General features: G+C 51.4%; 12 protein-coding genes. 7 read left to right on the top strand and 5 right to left on the bottom strand.

The genetic code is table 11. The features are described 5' to 3' along the window. Window position 1 precedes the first annotated feature (1 nt). A complete protein-coding gene (locus DCX48_08725) occupies window positions 2-934 on the top strand; it encodes a LysR family transcriptional regulator (protein ID QXE14573.1) in 933 nt (310 codons plus the stop codon). 15 nt (window positions 935-949) lie between these two features. Here DCX48_08725 and DCX48_08720 read toward each other — a convergent pair whose 3' ends face one another. Next, on the bottom strand, window positions 950-1,933 hold the full coding sequence (locus DCX48_08720) for an MBL fold metallo-hydrolase (GenBank protein QXE14572.1): 984 nt from the start codon (window positions 1,931-1,933) through the stop codon (window positions 950-952). A 318-nt stretch (window positions 1,934-2,251) separates the two neighbouring features. Here DCX48_08720 and queE point away from each other — a divergent pair, with 318 nt between their 5' ends. Continuing rightward, complete coding sequence (queE, locus tag DCX48_08715; protein ID QXE14571.1) at window positions 2,252-2,923, top strand: 7-carboxy-7-deazaguanine synthase QueE; 672 nt, start codon at window positions 2,252-2,254, stop codon at window positions 2,921-2,923. A gap of 64 nt (window positions 2,924-2,987) precedes the next feature. On the opposite strand, the gene queD is transcribed toward queE, so the two are convergent. Together queD and DCX48_08705 are read right to left on the bottom strand one after the other, a co-directional pair. Continuing rightward, entirely contained in the window at window positions 2,988-3,350 is a 363-nt protein-coding gene (queD, locus tag DCX48_08710) for a 6-carboxytetrahydropterin synthase QueD (protein ID QXE14570.1), read from the bottom strand. Between the two features lie 82 nt (window positions 3,351-3,432). Further along, the gene (locus DCX48_08705) at window positions 3,433-4,785 is read right to left on the bottom strand and encodes a glycoside hydrolase family 28 protein (protein ID QXE14569.1); all 1,353 of its coding nucleotides are present in this window, start codon (window positions 4,783-4,785) and stop codon (window positions 3,433-3,435) included. A gap of 579 nt (window positions 4,786-5,364) precedes the next feature. On the opposite strand from DCX48_08705, the gene DCX48_08700 reads away from it, so the two are divergent. Beyond that, on the top strand, window positions 5,365-6,657 hold the full coding sequence (locus DCX48_08700) for a carbohydrate ABC transporter substrate-binding protein (GenBank protein ID QXE14568.1): 1,293 nt from the start codon (window positions 5,365-5,367) through the stop codon (window positions 6,655-6,657). Between the two features lie 70 nt (window positions 6,658-6,727). Here DCX48_08700 and DCX48_08695 read toward each other — a convergent pair whose 3' ends face one another. Together DCX48_08695 and DCX48_08690 are read right to left on the bottom strand one after the other, a co-directional pair. Next, entirely contained in the window at window positions 6,728-8,407 is a 1,680-nt protein-coding gene (locus tag DCX48_08695; protein ID QXE17192.1) for a hypothetical protein, read from the bottom strand. 221 nt (window positions 8,408-8,628) lie between these two features. Continuing rightward, window positions 8,629-9,369, bottom strand: a complete 741-nt coding sequence (locus DCX48_08690) for an EAL domain-containing protein (GenBank protein ID QXE14567.1) — start codon at window positions 9,367-9,369, stop codon at window positions 8,629-8,631. A 525-nt stretch (window positions 9,370-9,894) separates the two neighbouring features. Here DCX48_08690 and DCX48_08685 point away from each other — a divergent pair. The 4 genes from DCX48_08685 to DCX48_08670 all read left to right on the top strand — a co-directional run bounded on the left by DCX48_08685 (window position 9,895) and on the right by DCX48_08670 (window position 16,207). Further along, a complete protein-coding gene (locus DCX48_08685) occupies window positions 9,895-11,619 on the top strand; it encodes a metal-dependent phosphohydrolase (GenBank protein ID QXE14566.1) in 1,725 nt (574 codons plus the stop codon). Between the two features lie 278 nt (window positions 11,620-11,897). Then, window positions 11,898-13,727, top strand: a complete 1,830-nt coding sequence (locus DCX48_08680) for an NADPH-dependent assimilatory sulfite reductase flavoprotein subunit (protein QXE14565.1) — start codon at window positions 11,898-11,900, stop codon at window positions 13,725-13,727. Then, entirely contained in the window at window positions 13,727-15,460 is a 1,734-nt protein-coding gene (cysI, locus tag DCX48_08675; protein ID QXE14564.1) for an assimilatory sulfite reductase (NADPH) hemoprotein subunit, read from the top strand. The genes DCX48_08680 and cysI overlap by 1 nt, the downstream gene beginning before the upstream one ends. A 12-nt stretch (window positions 15,461-15,472) precedes the next feature. After that, window positions 15,473-16,207, top strand: a complete 735-nt coding sequence (locus DCX48_08670; protein ID QXE14563.1) for a phosphoadenylyl-sulfate reductase — start codon at window positions 15,473-15,475, stop codon at window positions 16,205-16,207. Window positions 16,208-16,671 lie beyond the last annotated feature (464 nt).

Here is a 16,671-nt window from a genome sequence, read left to right as displayed (position 1 = left end):
CATGGAAAATGATTTTCGAGGCGTGGATTTAAATCTGCTGGTGACATTTCTGGTGTTGTATCGCGAAAAAAGCGTCTCCGCTGCGGCGGATAAGCTGCATTTGGGGCAGCCCGCCGTAAGTGGTGCGCTGGCGCGTTTGCGTACACTGTTTGACGATCCGCTGTTTATCCGCACGGGGCAGGTGATGCGCCCAACGGCGCGCGCGGATTATCTGGCGACCCAACTGTCACCTACTTTTGAACAGTTGCAGTCGGTTTTGGGCGATCCCGAGAGATTTGATCCGCGGACAGATTCACGTGTGATCACGCTGGGAATGACCGATTGGGTAGAAATATGGCTGATGCCGTTGTTGCTGAAACGGCTCAACGCGACTGCGCCTAATTTGCGCATCAACCTTGTTGCCACCGATCCGTTTTTAGATGTGGATCGGCTGGAAAATGACAGCGTCGATCTGGTGATCTCCGTTGCCAGCTCGCAGGCTAACTGGTTGAAGCAGCGCGCGTTGCTATCGTCAGGGTTCCGAGTGCTTTGGCATCCACAGCAGCTCACGTTGCCATATCCTCTTCCTCTGGCTCTATACAGCCAGCAGCGCCATTTACTGGTGACTTACCGTGAACGTGCACGTGGTGTTGTGGACGACATGCTGGAAAAACAGGAAATGACGCGGACGATTCATTACACCACGCCGCATTTCTCCGCTCTGCTGGGAATATTGCAGCAAACGCCGTCAGTCGCTACCGTACCGGAAAAGCTGGCGACGCTGTGGTGTCAGCATTACGGCCTGGTCGACAGCCCGGTTCCGCTTGATTTACCGAGATATACGCTCTCGGCGCTCTGGCATGCAAGGCAGGACAGTAATCCGGCGATCAAGTGGCTGTATGAGCAAATTGCGGAGGTGGTGGAGGAGCAGGAGGCGAATTCGCCCCCTGCTTGAGTGACGGCGAGGGGATTACTGTGACAGCCCAGCTATGCTGTAATTCGCCGGAAGCCAGCGGTAACCGTTGGTGGTGCCGTTGCGTTCCAGGCGTGTACCTACGTGGCCGATGCCGGGGAAGGGCAGGTGAGCACCCGCGACCCAATAACCCTGACTAGCGGCGTCGGCCAGTGCTTTATTACGAGATTCCGTCGCCTGATCCATATTTGAGTCAAAGCTGATGGTGGTGGCTGGTAAGCTCATCTGTACTGCTTCCGCATGAACGATGTCTCCCCATACCAGCAACTTTTTCCCCTCGCTTTCAACCATAAACGAGGTGTGTCCCGGCGTATGCCCTGGGCTTGGAATCGCGGTGATTCCGGGCAGAAGTACCGTCTGCGGGGCTGGGAAGGTTTTCAGCTTGTTATCTTTCTTAATAGCATCAAAAATATTTTGCACGCGTTGGAACGCCGCCTTTCTACCTTCTGGCGCATTCTTCAGATTTTCTGGGCTGAGCCAGAAGTCGGTTTCTGGTTGACTGACATACACGGTGGCATTCGGGTAGTTCAGCTTATTGTCCTGCACCAAACCGCCAAAGTGGTCACCGTGTAGGTGGGTCATCAATACGGTATCGACCTGTTCAGGCTTATAACCCGCCGCAATCAGATTCGGCAGCACTTTCCCTACCGTAGGGTTACTTTGTTTACCGTTGCCGGTATCGATCAGAATCAGGTGTTTCCCGGTATTGACCAAATAGGCGTTGATCGATGTTTCCACCTGTGGCGTTAGCGATTTTTCTGCCAACAGTTCGGTGATTTTTTCTGGCGGGGTGCGCTGCAACAGTTTGTCCATGGACATGGTGTTGGTGCCGTCAGACAGGGCGGTGATTTCAAACTGTCCGAGCATCATGCGGTAATAGCCTGGCTGCGTTTTAACCTGGGCGATATCCTGTGCCTGCGTAAGAGCAGGTACAAATGCACAAGAGGCGAGTAATAAGGCTAATGGTTTCAATAACTTCATTTGTTTTTGTCCTTGTTTATTATGAAACATAATAAACTCGTCATACTTCAAGTTGCATGTGCGTTGGCTGCGATCAGTCACCCGAATCACTTACTTGAGTAAGCTCATCGGGATTCCTTCCCTTGCCGCCTTCCTGAAACTCGAATTATTTAGAGTATGAAAGCAGGTGAAATCGTAACAACAGATTGATTATTGACGCACACGTCGAATTACTCAACTGTTCCGACTCCGACGAAGAGGTTGCTGAGTAGCTGCCGCCCTGCAACACGAATGATTTAGGGTATAATGTGTTTTTAAGTAAGCGAGACAGTGAAAAACATGCAGTACCCGATTAATGAAATGTTCCAGACGTTACAGGGCGAAGGCTATTTTACCGGTGTTCCGGCGGTGTTTGTGCGCCTGCAAGGTTGCCCGGTTGGCTGTAGCTGGTGCGATACCAAACATACCTGGGACAAACTGGCAGAGCGGGAAACCTCATTGGATCAGGTGCTGGTAAAAACGGAAGAAAGTGATGCCTGGGGCGCGGCGAGTGCAGACGATATTCTGGCACTGATGGCGCAGCAGGGTTACACGGCACGCCACATCGTCATCACCGGTGGCGAGCCCTGCATCCATGATTTGGCACCGCTGACGCTACAGTTGGAAAAGCAGGGCTTCAGCTGCCAGATCGAAACCAGCGGCACGCACGACGTGCGCTGTTCGCCTAAAACCTGGGTGACGGTATCGCCGAAGGTGAATATGCGCGGCGGCATGAAGGTGCTCGATCAAGCGCTGCAACGGGCGGATGAGATCAAACACCCAGTGGCGCGTGAACGTGATATTGAAGCATTGGATGCGCTGTTGGCGCGGCTTGATGATGATAAGCCGCGTATTGTGGCGCTACAGCCGATCAGCCAGAAAGACGATGCGACCAAACTGTGCATCGCGACCTGCATCGCCCGTAATTGGCGGCTTTCCATGCAGACACACAAATACCTGAATATCGCCTGATATCAGGGGGCGTGAGAGAGGGATCTTCACGCCAGACTACATACTACTTCATACCACTTCTTCGTTACTCGCCTTTATAGACGCAGCCAGCAGTGCAGGTTTCTTTCACCATCACGGCGCTGAGCAGCGGTAATGTCGGCTTCAGCTGTTGCCAGATCCAGTGTGCCAGCACTTCGCTGGTTGGGTTTTCCAGACCGGGGATCTCATTCAGATAGTGATGATCCAACCGTTCCCATGTCGGCTTGAACGCAGCTTTCAGTTCAGAGAAATCCATCACCCAGCCGGTATACGGATCTACTTCACCGGTAATTTCCAGTCTCACCATGAAAGAGTGCCCATGCAGTCTCCCGCATTTGTGGCCTTCCGGCACGTGAGGCAAATGATGTGCGGCTTCAAACTGAAAATCTTTAAATAGTGTCGTGACCATAGCGATGTTCCCGGTTTCGTTCTGAAAAAGGGGCTTCCAGAACATAGTATGCAAAAAGCCGTCGCATACTACCCGAAAGTGCTTATTCTTCCAACTGCACGATTTCTTCCAACTGCACGATCGCAGTGTGATGCCAGCCGGATGGCAGCGGATCGGGGCGGTGGAACGTCATATGGCTAGTAGTCAGGTTCAGGACGCCACGGGCAAAGAGGGCGGGCATGCCGCCTGGGTAATGCTCGACACCGAAGGCGCGGCCTGTCGCAGGATCGACTCGATACGCATTATCCAGCCCCATTCCTGTTGGGCGTTCCGGGTTGCAGGGCGGGCGCACATCGTACATGCCCTGTTCCGGTGAATTGCTCTGCCGTTGTTCAAGGTGTACGGTGTGGAAATGGATATCGCGAATGTAGCCTACGGGCGTACTGTGCAGGTTAATCGCTCCTTCGCTGATCCCTGCGATCTGGGAAAATTGCACTGCTTCGATCCGGCCCGGTTCGATGGCGGGATCGCGATAGCGCACGGAGATAAAGATCGGATCGGCTTTGCCCCAGTGGCACGGATGTGCGGCAACGCACTGGAACGTGATGTTGCTGAATTGCAGGCGTCGGAATGCGCCACCATCGCGGGAGATCAGGCCGATTGCGCGGTTAGTGTCATAAATAGCGCAGTTGCTGACGGAAATATCTTCGATATCGGCAAAGGTTTCGGTGCCGATTTTCAGCGCGCAACTCTTGGATCGCAGCAGGCAGTTGCTGATGACAACCTGTTGTACCTTACGTTGCAGGTGAGGTGGCTTATGGGTGGTTTTGATGCACAGCGCATCGTCGGCGGCGCTTAATGAACAGTTGCTGATTTGCACCTGCTGACAGCTGTCGAGATCCAGCGCATCGGTATTCGCCATGCTCAGATCGTTATCAATCGTCAAACGTTCGACGATGATCTGGCGACAACTGACCAGATGCACGGTCCACATCGGAGCGTGTTCAATCGTAAAATCACACAGGCGAACGTGTTCGCAATCCTCAAAGACCACAATGCGCGGGCGATATTTTGCTGGCAGGCGATAGCCCTGATCGTCAGGTTCCGCAGAAAAATAGGCATCGGCATTCCCCATGATCTTACCCTGACCGCAGATCGTGATATTGCGCTGTTGATAGGCATAAAGAAACGCACGGTGCGACAGTTCGGCCATGCTGATCGTCGTGGCTTGCGCAAACTGTTCATAGTCGCCGCTGACGATCAGCTCCGCACCCGCCTCCAGTTGCAGACAAAAATTGGAAGGCAGCAGTAATCCCCCTAACAGATAGCGCCCCGGTTCTACCGTCAGTGTGCCGCCGCCCTGTGCCGCAATCCGATCGATAGCCTGCTGAAAAATGGCGGTATCCGGTGTGACACCATCAGCGGCGGGGGAGTATGACTGAATAGAATGTTTCATGATGAGATCCAATTTTGTCCTTCATTATCGCATTGCAGCACGTTTTGGGTTGTTCGGCAGGATCCGCCACGATGAAATCTGCGGAGCTTGGAACCGGCTTCACAGCGCAGGGCATACCGCTTAAGAGAATGTGAAGGGCATAACGAAGAGGACGATACGGAGCTTCATGCAGTGTGTGTTTCATCACGCTTTTAGGCTGCTTTCTCTCTTTTGCCGCGTACGTGGAGTGATTTTGTTGTTTTTGTGTTTCTTATTTGTGAATCAAATCTCTTTTTGGTGTAGTGAGCCAGTTAATGATGTGAGGCACCTCCCTGCTGCATCAGATAGGACTCATGCTGCGTGGTTGAAACGCCCGCTAACGCCACTCGGTCATCCACATTTCTTCCGTCAGCCCCGCAAATCACACGCTTTCCCACTGTGGTGACTGGCGCGATAAAAAAAGTTCTGCCTATCTTGTCAGGGTCAGGGAGATGTCGATTCCCAAAACGATAGCGGTTATGTACCCAACCTGCTTTCTCATCTACACATCACACCAGTACGCCAGACACACCACACAATAATAATGTCGTTGGGGGAAAAATGAGATTACTTGGACTGATTTTCATCGCCTTCTCTGCGCTCTGTTCGCTTGCGCAGGCTGCTGATCCAGTGGAATTACGCGTCTCTTGGTGGGGAGGAAACAGCCGTCATCAGGCGACGTTGACCGCGCTGGAAGCCTTTCAGAAACAATATCCATATATCAGCGTAAAACCAGAATATACCGGTTGGGATGGGCACTTATCTCGTCTGACGACGCAGATTGCCAGCGGTGAAGAGCCGGATGTGCTCCAGGTAAACTGGAACTGGCTGCCGATTTTTTCCAAGACCGGCACCGGCTTTTATGACCTGAATAAGCTGACCGATACGCTGAAATTGCAGGATTTCCCCGAAGACGCGCTAAAGCCAGCGACCATCGACGGTAAGGTGAACGCGATTTCCACCTCGCTGAATGCGTTGGTGATGTACTACAACACGGAAACCTGGAAGAAAGCCGGGCTGCCGTACCCAACCAGTTGGGATGAGCTGTTCCATGCGGGCAAGGTATTTAAAGAAAAACTGGGTGATAACTATTTCCCGATTGCTTCGCCTGCGCAGGACAGCGGTGAAGGCATGCTGGAATTGATCAACTATTACATGACGCAGAAATATCAGATCGGCATGATCGACGAAAAGAACAAACGCTTTAACTACAGCGAGGCACAATGGATCGAGGCGTTCCGCTTCTACAAGCGTTTGATCGACGAACACGTAATGCCGTCTTCGAAGTATTACAACGCGTTTGGCAAAGTGGGTATGTATGAAACGCGCCCTTGGATTAACGGTGAATACGGTGGTGCGCATCTGTGGATTTCGGTCGTGAAGAAATACGCCGATCCGCTGGCGGCACCCGGCAAGCTTGAATTAGGGCCGTATATTATGACGCCAGGTTCGGATAATTCAGGACAGTTCTTCAAACCGTCGATGCTGTTTGCCATCAGCAAAAACACCAAACACCCGAAAGAAGCAGCGCTGTTACTGAATTTCCTGATGAACGATCCTGAAGGGGCGCTGCTGATGGGGACCGAGCGCGGTATTCCGCTCAGCCGCATTGCCAGACATACGCTAGAAGAAAAGCAGAAGCTGGACACCAACGATCTGTCGGTTGCCGGATTATCGCTTGCGTTGCAAAAGCCGATGCAAACATCCGTTTCTTCCTATCTTGAAGATCCCCAGCTTGCCAGCCTGATCCTGCAAACCATCGAACAGCTCGATTATAGTAAAAAGAGCGTCGAAGAGTCGGCGAAAAACTTCAGCAATTCTGGGGAGAGAATTCTGAAGCGAGTGATTCGCTAAGCGAATGACTGGCTAAGATAGTTGCTGACTAAGGTGTTTTACTGATTAAGGTATATTACTGGCCGGTGCGTTACGCGAGTTCAGCCAACTGCTGTTGCAGGCTATCGGCTAACGCGCGCGGACGCCCGGCATCAAACATCACATGCATGCTCACCGGGTAATCCCGGTGTTGCAGGCAGAAATCCTCCATCTCATGCCCAATGCCGTATAACGCCTGAATATTGGTTTTGGCGATTTCACGCAGCGTCCAGTTGTTCTCCACCTGTTTGCAGTAGTGCAGCGTAAAGAAGGCTTTCTGTGCGTGAACAAACGCGCGGCAATACAGTGTCAGACCACGCCATTCCTGCTGCCAGCGCTGTCTGAGCGCCTCCGGCATTGTGTGTTCACGGGAAAATTGCAGTGCGGCCTGCTGGCACTGTTCTGCCAATTGCCACGCGGCATCTTTCTCTTTCGCGATGTGATAGAGGTTTTGCGATGCCAGCTCGGCATGCTGCGGGTCGAACGTAATATCTTGCCCAGAACCCGGCAGCCAGTGGTTACGGTTGAGCTGACCGTACAGACTCCAGATTGCCTGACCAAAGCTGGTCGGCAGCAGGCTGTGGCGATGAAAAACGTGGTGACGCGTATATAGCGACAGAGAAACGGCCTGATGCGCCTGATCTAATAAGGTCTGCATGGTGTGCAGTACGCTATCGTCCGGCTGCCACTGATAGCGCGTCATTAACCACTGTGCAAACAGCGTACTTTCGTTTGCTGATGCAGTCTGGTTAGTGAGTAATCGGGAGCAGGCGAACAGGGTGAACTCGCTTAGCGTGCCGATCACGCTGTGATTATCGACGCCCTCCCAACTGATGCGGCACAGCGCGCTGACAATCGCGGGATTTTTCTCCCTGCACCACAGCAGCCGCCCTTGTACCTCGGTGTAGCGTAGGAAGGGCAGATTGCCCCAGCCGACCTCTTCGCCAGCCAGATCCAGCTCAACCCAGACTTCGCGCCCGCTAATGTCCAACAGTGCTGGATTATTGGGAAATTCAGGCCAGAAGCGCTCTGGCGTGACTTTGATGGCGACGGAGACGGATTCCGGCAGTGTGCGAATGGCGTTCAGAACGTTACCGATATCCTGATGGCTGGCGGGAAACGCGCGCAACACCAGATGGCGCTGGTGATAGTGCATGACGCGGGCGACGGCGGAGAATAACCGGTGGTAGATCTGCTCGCTGTCGGCGTTGGTCGGCCAGTGGGTGGTGACGGGAACGACGCCGTTGATCTCATCGCCGGAAGGGGCAGAAAAGCGCAGCAAACTATCGCTGTTGGAGATCGCCAGCAGCAGGCCACTCAGACGTGGGATTTGCTGCATCAGCAGTTCGACTTTGGCGGCAAGATAGTCGCACCAAAAATCGGTATCCATGCGAAGGCTATGTTTGTCGCCGAGTAACTCTGGGTGATGAAGCAGTAGATCCGTGGGAAACGACAGCTCTTTGCATTGCAGATACAGCGACAGTCCCTGTTCGCGGCAGTGCGCCGCAACCTGATTCAGGTAAACGCAGCGGGAACGCTGCTGGCTGCTGATGCGATCGTCAAAACGCGCGTTATTGTAGGCTTCCGGCGTCACGAGTTTATCCAGTAAATCTGCCGCACCCAGCACCAGCGTATTGAAGCCGTGTTCACAGGTGTAATCGACGATCGAGATGACCTGTTGCCAGTGCCATATATCCTGCGTATTGAGTTCCAGCGCGCGTCGTTGCCACATCATTTTTCTCCCGTTGCCACTGGCGTGAGTATCGCATTGATGCGCTAGCGCAAAGGATAAATTCCTGGGGAGAACGCCAGAAATGTGAGCCTGTTCGCTAATGTCGATCGCCTAAGGCGTTGTTGGCGGGGGATTTATCGTGGGAGTGAATATCGCAGACCGATTATGACGCGCTAACCTGCGAGGAACAGGGCAGCAGAAGCTGGGGTGCAAGCTACAAGCTAAAAACCTTCCAGTAGCCTTAATTGGCTGAACGTTAATGGACGATAGAAAATATATCCTTGAATACCAATGGGATGGTATTTATTTAATCGATTTAAATCGGTGGCTTTTTCAACACCCTCACAGATAATATTTACCCCAAGAGGAATAAGTTTATTCAATAAGACTTTTAGTTTTTGTGATTTTGTTTCTTCTTTACCAATGCCATCTATAATGGAGCGATCGATTTTTATCGTATCGAAGTTAAACAAACTCAAGCTGTCTATCTGTAGATTTCCTGCGCCAAAATCATCTAATGAAATCATAAAGCCATATTTTTTGGCTTGGTTTAAAAAAGGTATTCCATCAATTAACTGTTGTCGGGTCGTTTTTTCACTGATCTCTATTTCTATATTCTGTGGGCTAACATTATTGCTTAAGCATTTCTGATATAAGCTTTCCAGATAGAGAGTGTTATTAAAAAGTAAGTGCGATAGGTTGAATGATATTGTCATGCTGTTTTTGTTTTTTATTACCTGACAAACAACATCAAAAATAAAATCTGTTACTTTATCGATTGCTTGACACTTCTCAATTTTATCTATTGTTTGCTGAGTTGGTGTGAGTGCCCCTTCCGAGTTATAAAACCTGGCGAGGGCTTCATAGCGAAATATTTTATTTTTAGGGAGATGGATAATAGGCTGAAATTCTGCTGTTAGCCTAAGAATTTCTCCATCGATATTCAATGTTGTTGTATTCATTTTACTGATTACTCACCCTCTCCATAGAAATAGGAATTCCATAACATGGCTCGTTTGGATTCTACACAATAATTTGGAATATTTGGAAATTGTTTTAAATGATCAATAATTCCTGTTTGATAGTTTTTGGCTATCAACAAAAAACTAATGATCGTTTAAATCTATATTGATGTTTGTGTTTTATTCCATTAATGATATTTTTAATGGAATTTATTATTAATAATTCTCGTTTGTTTGGTTTTTATGATTATTTTGTTTGTATTTTGATCAATTTGATGGGGCGTGCGATCGTTGTGACTTCATGTCATCCTTGTTAGGATGATAAGCGATGTTAAGATCGTTGTTTCATAATGATATCGGGGTGAGAAGCAACTCGGAATTGTTCCTGAGTGACATTTACACTTAGTAATAATATACATTTTCTAAAGACTTTAATCCCACGTGATAATTCGTTTTTTAAAAAAATAGAAATCCTTTTTTGGGTTTTTGGGTATATCACCATCGCATTAATAGGTGGATTTTATCGTGGAACACTTTTCTCCTCCTCCCGCTAAAGTGATTAGCGCATTGCTGCAACATACCTATGTGATGTCTGTCTATGCCAAAGATATGCTATATGCATTGAAAGCAGATGTTGCGGAACTGAACCTGAATAAAGGTCGTATGGTATTAGATGTTGAATATTCTGGCTCGGATATCGATAAGTATCTTGTCGATGGTGGCTTGAATTTTGATCTGGAGGCACTCAAAGGCACGGAGAGCATCGAACGAGAAACCTACAGTCTTTGTAATATCCCTACCCAATTATTCAAGACGGACAGTATGTTTTATCGTCTGGAATGTCGCTTGCCAGAGTCTGTTTTTGTCACGGAAAACAGGGGGGCGATTCGTATTCCCTTTATTCTTGGTATGCAGGCCCGTGCTCGCATTGAAGTTTATCTACATGCGCTTAATGTGCCCGGGATGGTGCGTAATTTATCGACTGGTGGATGTATGGTTGAAATCGATCTGGTTGAGAGTATCGCGATTGAAGTGGGTCAAGATATTCCCGGAATCACGCTTGAATTCCCTAACGGAGAAAGTTTTTATGCCGAGGGGAAAATTCGCCATATACGGCCCTTTGGGAATAATGGCTATGCAGCCGTCGGCATCCAATTTATCAATTTGTCTTCATCCCAGTCGGAAGCCTTGCTTCACTACACGAATGAGTCGGAAAGAGAGGCGGCATACCGAACCGGCGTCACTGGCAGCATGGTGTATTCGTCCCCGTTGTTCATTCCGGGCACCAAGGAGAAAAACATATTGCTGCGAGAAAGTCAGGAGCGAGAGAAACGTACTCGTCAGACGCCCATGGAACGAGGAGTGATGGAGGTTGCTCATCGGCTTCAGATTGGGCTGATGTACATGAAAACGCGCAATCAACTGCCTATTGATATCTTTTACGACTGCGTTGACACCTTGCTCTATATGGTCAAAAAAGAGAGAAAAGCCTTTCTGTACGCGCTGTCATTCCTGCGCGATGAGGCGGATTGGGTCAGACATGCGGTGCAGGTCGCGGGGAAGCTGGCTGATATGCTGTTAATTTCCGACCCACATAATCCTCAGGTGCGTGAGGCGGTGTTAGGCGCGTTACTCCACACGATGGGCAAGCCGCTGCTAGTAAACGCCCGTCTTCCGTCGCTGAAAGTGAATATGAACCCGGCGCAGAAGGCGATCCTTAGCGGTCATGTAGGCGTGCTGTGTGCGAAACTTCATGAATTAGGTTGGGTGCTCAGCCCCACGTGTTGCGATGTGATAGAAAATGCTAACGAGCGTTTGGACGGTAGCGGCTATCCGCAAGGCAAGCGCGCCGATCGGCTATCGGAGTTAGTCCGATTAGTGTCCGTGATTAAGGCAATTAATAAGCTGAGGTATGCGCGTAATGGCATTTCTCCTCGCACGCCATTGGCTACCTACCGCAAAATCTATGAGGCGAGCGGTGCCTATGATAAGACCGTGTTGGTCAAATACGTGCAGATTTACGGCCTCTACCCAATAGGCAGTCTGGCGAAATACTCGGGAGGCTTTCTTGGGTGGGTGATGGATATTGATAAAAAGGGCAAGCCTATCGTGGTGCATCTCATCAAGAACCTTCGCTTTCCTGATACCAATATCAGCAGTGTCGTTTCTAATGGCGACTTATTGCAGGTCGGTAAGCTCGAAAATATCGTTAATCCTGACGATTTCGGCATGAAAGTCCTAAAAATTTAGCCCACATCCTGTTTGTATGGGGCTGCGCGGCAGCCCCACTTTCCTCATGAGTTCCTACCGATACCGCCATGAAACGCGCACCCCATCGGCTATAACACTTTAAGCAATAAGGACTATCAGAAAAACCATTTAGTCATTTTGGTTATTTAATATTTCCATCATTTCTTTAATTGTTAAGATGCAGATCGTTACCCTTATCCTCCACCCATCTTTTTATTGCATGTTTTTGTATTAGCGCCGTTGGCTAACTGCACAGGCACAAGGAAACAGAAATCACAATGACTACTCCGGTTTCCCCCACTTCGTTGCTTCCGCTGAGTGCGGAGCAATTAACGCGTTTACAGGCGGCAACCGGTGATTTCTCATCGACGCAGCTGGCCTGGCTATCCGGCTATTTCTGGGGGCTGATACAACAGCCTGGGAACGTGCAACCTGGTGCAACGATCGACGCGGCGGCGACCGCTTCTACGGTAACGGTGCCGGTACAAACCATCACGCTGATCTCCGCCTCGCAGACCGGCAACGCTCGTCGGGTCGCGGAACAATTGCGTGACGACCTGCTGGCGGCCAAGCTGTCCGTCAATCTGGTCAATGCGGGTGATTACAAATTCAAGCAAATCGGGCAAGAAAAACTGCTGCTGATCGTGGCGTCGACGCAGGGTGAAGGGGAGCCAGCGGAAGAGGCGGTGGCGCTGCATAAGTTTCTGCTTTCCAAAAAAGCGCCGGAGCTGAAAGACACCGCGTTTGCGGTGTTTGGGCTGGGTGATACCTCTTATGAATTCTTCAGCAAGGCGGGTAAAGATTTCGATGGTCGTCTGGCTGAGTTAGGCGCGGAACGCTTGCTGGATCGCGTTGATGCCGATGTGGATTATCAGGCGCTTGCCGCACAATGGCGACGTCAGATGGTTGACATTTTGCAGGCGCGGGTGCCGGTTCAGGGCAACGCGGTGGCACAGCTTGCCGCTCAGGGCGCACTGGATGAAATTACCAGCAGCCCGTACAGCAAATCCTCGCCGTTGCAGGCCACGTTTGCCGTGAATCAGAAAGTGACCGGGCGTGGTTCAGAAAAAGACGTGCGCCATATCGAGATCGATCTGGGGGATTCCGGTTTACGTTATCAGCCGGGTGACGCGCTGGGTGTTTGGTTCGATAACGATCCTGCGCTGGTGCAGGAATTGCTGGAACTGCTGTGGCTGAAAGGCGATGAACCCGTCAGCGTTGACGGCAAGACGCTGCCACTGTCGCAGGCGCTGAAAAGCCACTTTGAGCTGACGCAAAATACTGCGCCGATCGTCGAGAAATATGCTGCGTTGTCGCGCAATGAGACGCTGTTGTCGCTACTGGCTGATAAGCCTGCGCTTCAGCAGTTTGCGCAGCGGACGCCGCTGGTTGATATGGTGCGACAAGCGCCAGTAGAACTGACGGCGGAACAGCTGCTTGGCCTGCTGCGTCCGTTGACGCCACGTCTTTACTCCATTGCTTCATCACAGGCAGAAGCCGAAAGCGAAGTGCATATCACCGTTGGCGTGGTGCGCTATGAATATGAAGGACGCGCGCGTGCCGGTGGTGCGTCCAGCTATCTGGCTGACAGGCTGAGTGAAGACGATGAAATCCGCGTCTTTATCGAGCATAACGATAACTTCCGCCTGCCTGCTAATTCGGAAACTCCGGTCATTATGATTGGGCCAGGAACCGGGATTGCGCCATTCCGCGCCTTTATGCAACAGCGCGATGCCGATGGGGCGGAAGGAAAGAACTGGCTGTTCTTCGGCAATCCACACTTTATGGAAGACTTTCTGTATCAGGTTGAATGGCAGCGCTACGTGAAAGAAGGGCTGTTGACGCACATCGATCTGGCGTGGTCGCGCGATCAAGCACACAAAATCTATGTACAGGACAAACTGCGGGAAAAAGGCGCGGAAGTCTGGCGCTGGATTCAGGACGGTGCGCACCTGTACGTGTGTGGCGATGCTAACCGTATGGCGAAAGACGTCGAGCGAGCACTGCTGGATGTGATAGTTGAGCATGGCGGCATGGACAGTGAACAAGCCGACGAGTTTTTAAGCGATCTGCGCCTTGAGCGCCGTTATCAGCGAGATGTGTACTAATGAGCGAAAAATACGTTTTCAGTGAAAAACACCCTGGCCCCTTGGTGGTAGAAGGGAAACTCACTGATGCAGAGCGCATGAAGACAGAAAGTAACTTTCTGCGTGGCACGATAGCTGAAGACCTGAACGATGGTCTGACCGGCGGCTTTAAGGGCGATAACTTTCTGCTGATCCGTTTCCACGGCATGTATCAGCAAGATGATCGCGATATTCGTGCCGAGCGTGCCGAACAGAAGCTGGAACCGCGCCATGCGATGCTGCTGCGCTGCCGTTTGCCCGGTGGGGTGATGACGCCGCAGCAGTGGTTACGGATCGACAAATTTGCTGGCGAGAACACGATTTACGGCAGCATTCGTATCACCAACCGTCAGACGTTCCAGTACCACGGTATTCTCAAATCGAACGTGAAACCGGTACACCAGATGCTGAATAGCATCGGTCTGGATGCGCTGGCGACGGCGAACGACATGAACCGTAATGTGCTGTGTACGTCTAACCCGATAGAGTCCGAACTGCATCAGCAGGCGTATGAGTGGGCGAAGACGATCTCTGAGCATCTGCTGCCGCGCACGCGTGCCTATGCTGAGATCTGGATGGATCAGGAAAAAGTGGCGACGACGGATGAAGAGCCGATTCTGGGTTCAACGTATCTGCCGCGTAAGTTTAAAACTACCGTCGTGGTTCCGCCGCAGAATGATGTGGATCTGCATGCGAACGATCTTAACTTCGTGGCGATTGCCGATAATGGCCGTCTGGTGGGCTTTAACGTGCTGGTGGGCGGTGGGCTTTCTATCGCGCACGGTGACAAAGAAACCTATCCGCGTACTGCCAGTGAGCTGGGCTATATTTCTATTGAGCATACGCTGGCCATCGCGGAAGCGGTGGTGACCACGCAGCGTGACTGGGGCAACCGTACCAATCGTAAAAATGCCAAAACCAAATACACGCTGGAGCGTGTGGGTGTAGACAACTTCAAGCAGGAAGTGGAAGCGCGTGCTGGTGTGAAATTTGAAGCGGTGCGCCCTTATGAATTCACCGAACGTGGCGATCGCATCGGCTGGGTAAAAGGCATCGACAATAAATGGCACCTGACGCTGTTTATCGAAAACGGTCGTATTCTGGATTATCCGGGTCGTCCGCTGAAAACCGGTCTGGCGGAAATCGCCAAGATCCATAAAGGGGATTTCCGCTTAACGGCGAATCAGAATTTGATCGTTGCGGGCGTTCCGACGCGTAGCAAAGCGAAGATTGATGCGCTGGCGCGTGAACATGGCCTGATTGATGACAGCGTCAGCGAGCAACGCAAGAACTCGATGGCCTGCGTATCGTTCCCTACTTGCCCGTTGGCAATGGCAGAGGCCGAGCGTTTCCTGCCGGAATTTGTCACGAAGGTGGAAGGTATTATGCAGCAGCACGGCGTCGGTGATGAGCACATTGTCCTGCGCGTTACGGGCTGTCCAAACGGCTGTGGCCGCTCGATGCTAGCGGAAATCGGTCTGGTGGGCAAAGCGATGGGACGCTATAACGTGCACCTTGGCGGGAATCGCGAGGGGACACGCATTCCCCGTATGTATCGCGAAAACATTAATGAAACCGAGATCCTCGCCGAAATCGACAGGCTTGTCGGGCTATGGGCGCAAGATCGTCTTCAGAATGAAGGCTTCGGCGATTTCGTTATTCGTACCAACATCATTAGACCGGTGCTGGATCCCGCCCGCGATTTTTATGACTGATAGGAGATCCTGATGGCCGAATTTAACCTTAAGGCGCTCAACGCGTTACCGAAAGATGAACAGGTGGCCGCGCTGGCGGCTGTGAATGGCCAGCTTGAACAGCTGTCCGCGCAGGAGAGGGTGAGCTGGGCGCTGGAGAATTTGCCGGGCGATTTCGTTTTGTCGTCCAGTTTCGGCATTCAGGCTGCGATATCGCTACATCTGGTGACGCAACAGCGGCCGGATATTCCAGTCATTCTTACGGATACCGGCTATCTGTTTCCTGAAACCTATCAGTTTATTGATGCACTGACGGAACAGCTGAATCTGAATCTGCACGTGTATCGCGCTGCAGAGTCTCCCGCATGGCAAGAGTCTCGTTATGGCAAGCTGTGGGATCAGGGCGTGGAAGGTATTGAACGCTACAACCAGCTGAATAAAGTCGAGCCGATGAATCGGGCGCTGAGTGAGCTAAACGCTGGGACGTGGTTTGCTGGCCTGCGCCGTGAACAGTCCGGCAGTCGGGGGGAATTGCCAGTGCTGGCGATTCAGCGCGGCGTCTTCAAATTCCTGCCGATTATCGATTGGGATAACCGGACGGTGTATCAATATCTGAAAGAAAACGGCCTGAGCTACCATCCGCTGTGGGATCAGGGCTATTTGTCAGTCGGCGATACGCACACCACTCGCAAATGGGAGCCGGGCATGAGCGAAGAAGAAACCCGCTTCTTCGGCTTAAAGCGCGAGTGCGGGTTGCACGAAGGGTAAAGGCATCTGACACATTGTCGTTTGTCTCTTAGCCATATTTTTATGCAGATGAGGAGACGGTTTCGTGCGCCACAATATTGCCATTCCATGCTACTTCGTCGCACACGCCCGACACGGGGCGGCTCAAACGCCACTCGCCCCGTGACCCCTAGGCTTTCGGCGTAAATTATGCCGCTAACGCGATGCCTTCGTCGATATCTGGCTTAACGGACCGCTTGCGACACGTTCCCGACGTGGCGCAAGCTTTCGCCGCGTCCTGCGGCTCATCCTAAGCCAGCTACCTCCTCAGCATAATTTTTTACGCCGGGGAATAGCAAAATCTGCGAAGCCTGTGGATTTGTGTATAAGAAATAGTCTTTTTTAGGGGAGAGCCTCGCCCCAATCACAGTTGTAAACGTGGTGTTATTCCATTACGGAACTTGTCATTCCAATTCGGCATTTCATAAGTGTTCTGTCCACACCGT

Source organism: Pectobacterium atrosepticum, from assembly GCA_019056595.1.
GTDB classification, from domain to species: Bacteria; Pseudomonadota; Gammaproteobacteria; order Enterobacterales; family Enterobacteriaceae; genus Pectobacterium; species Pectobacterium atrosepticum.
This window is presented reverse-complemented; position numbering and strand designations above follow the sequence as displayed.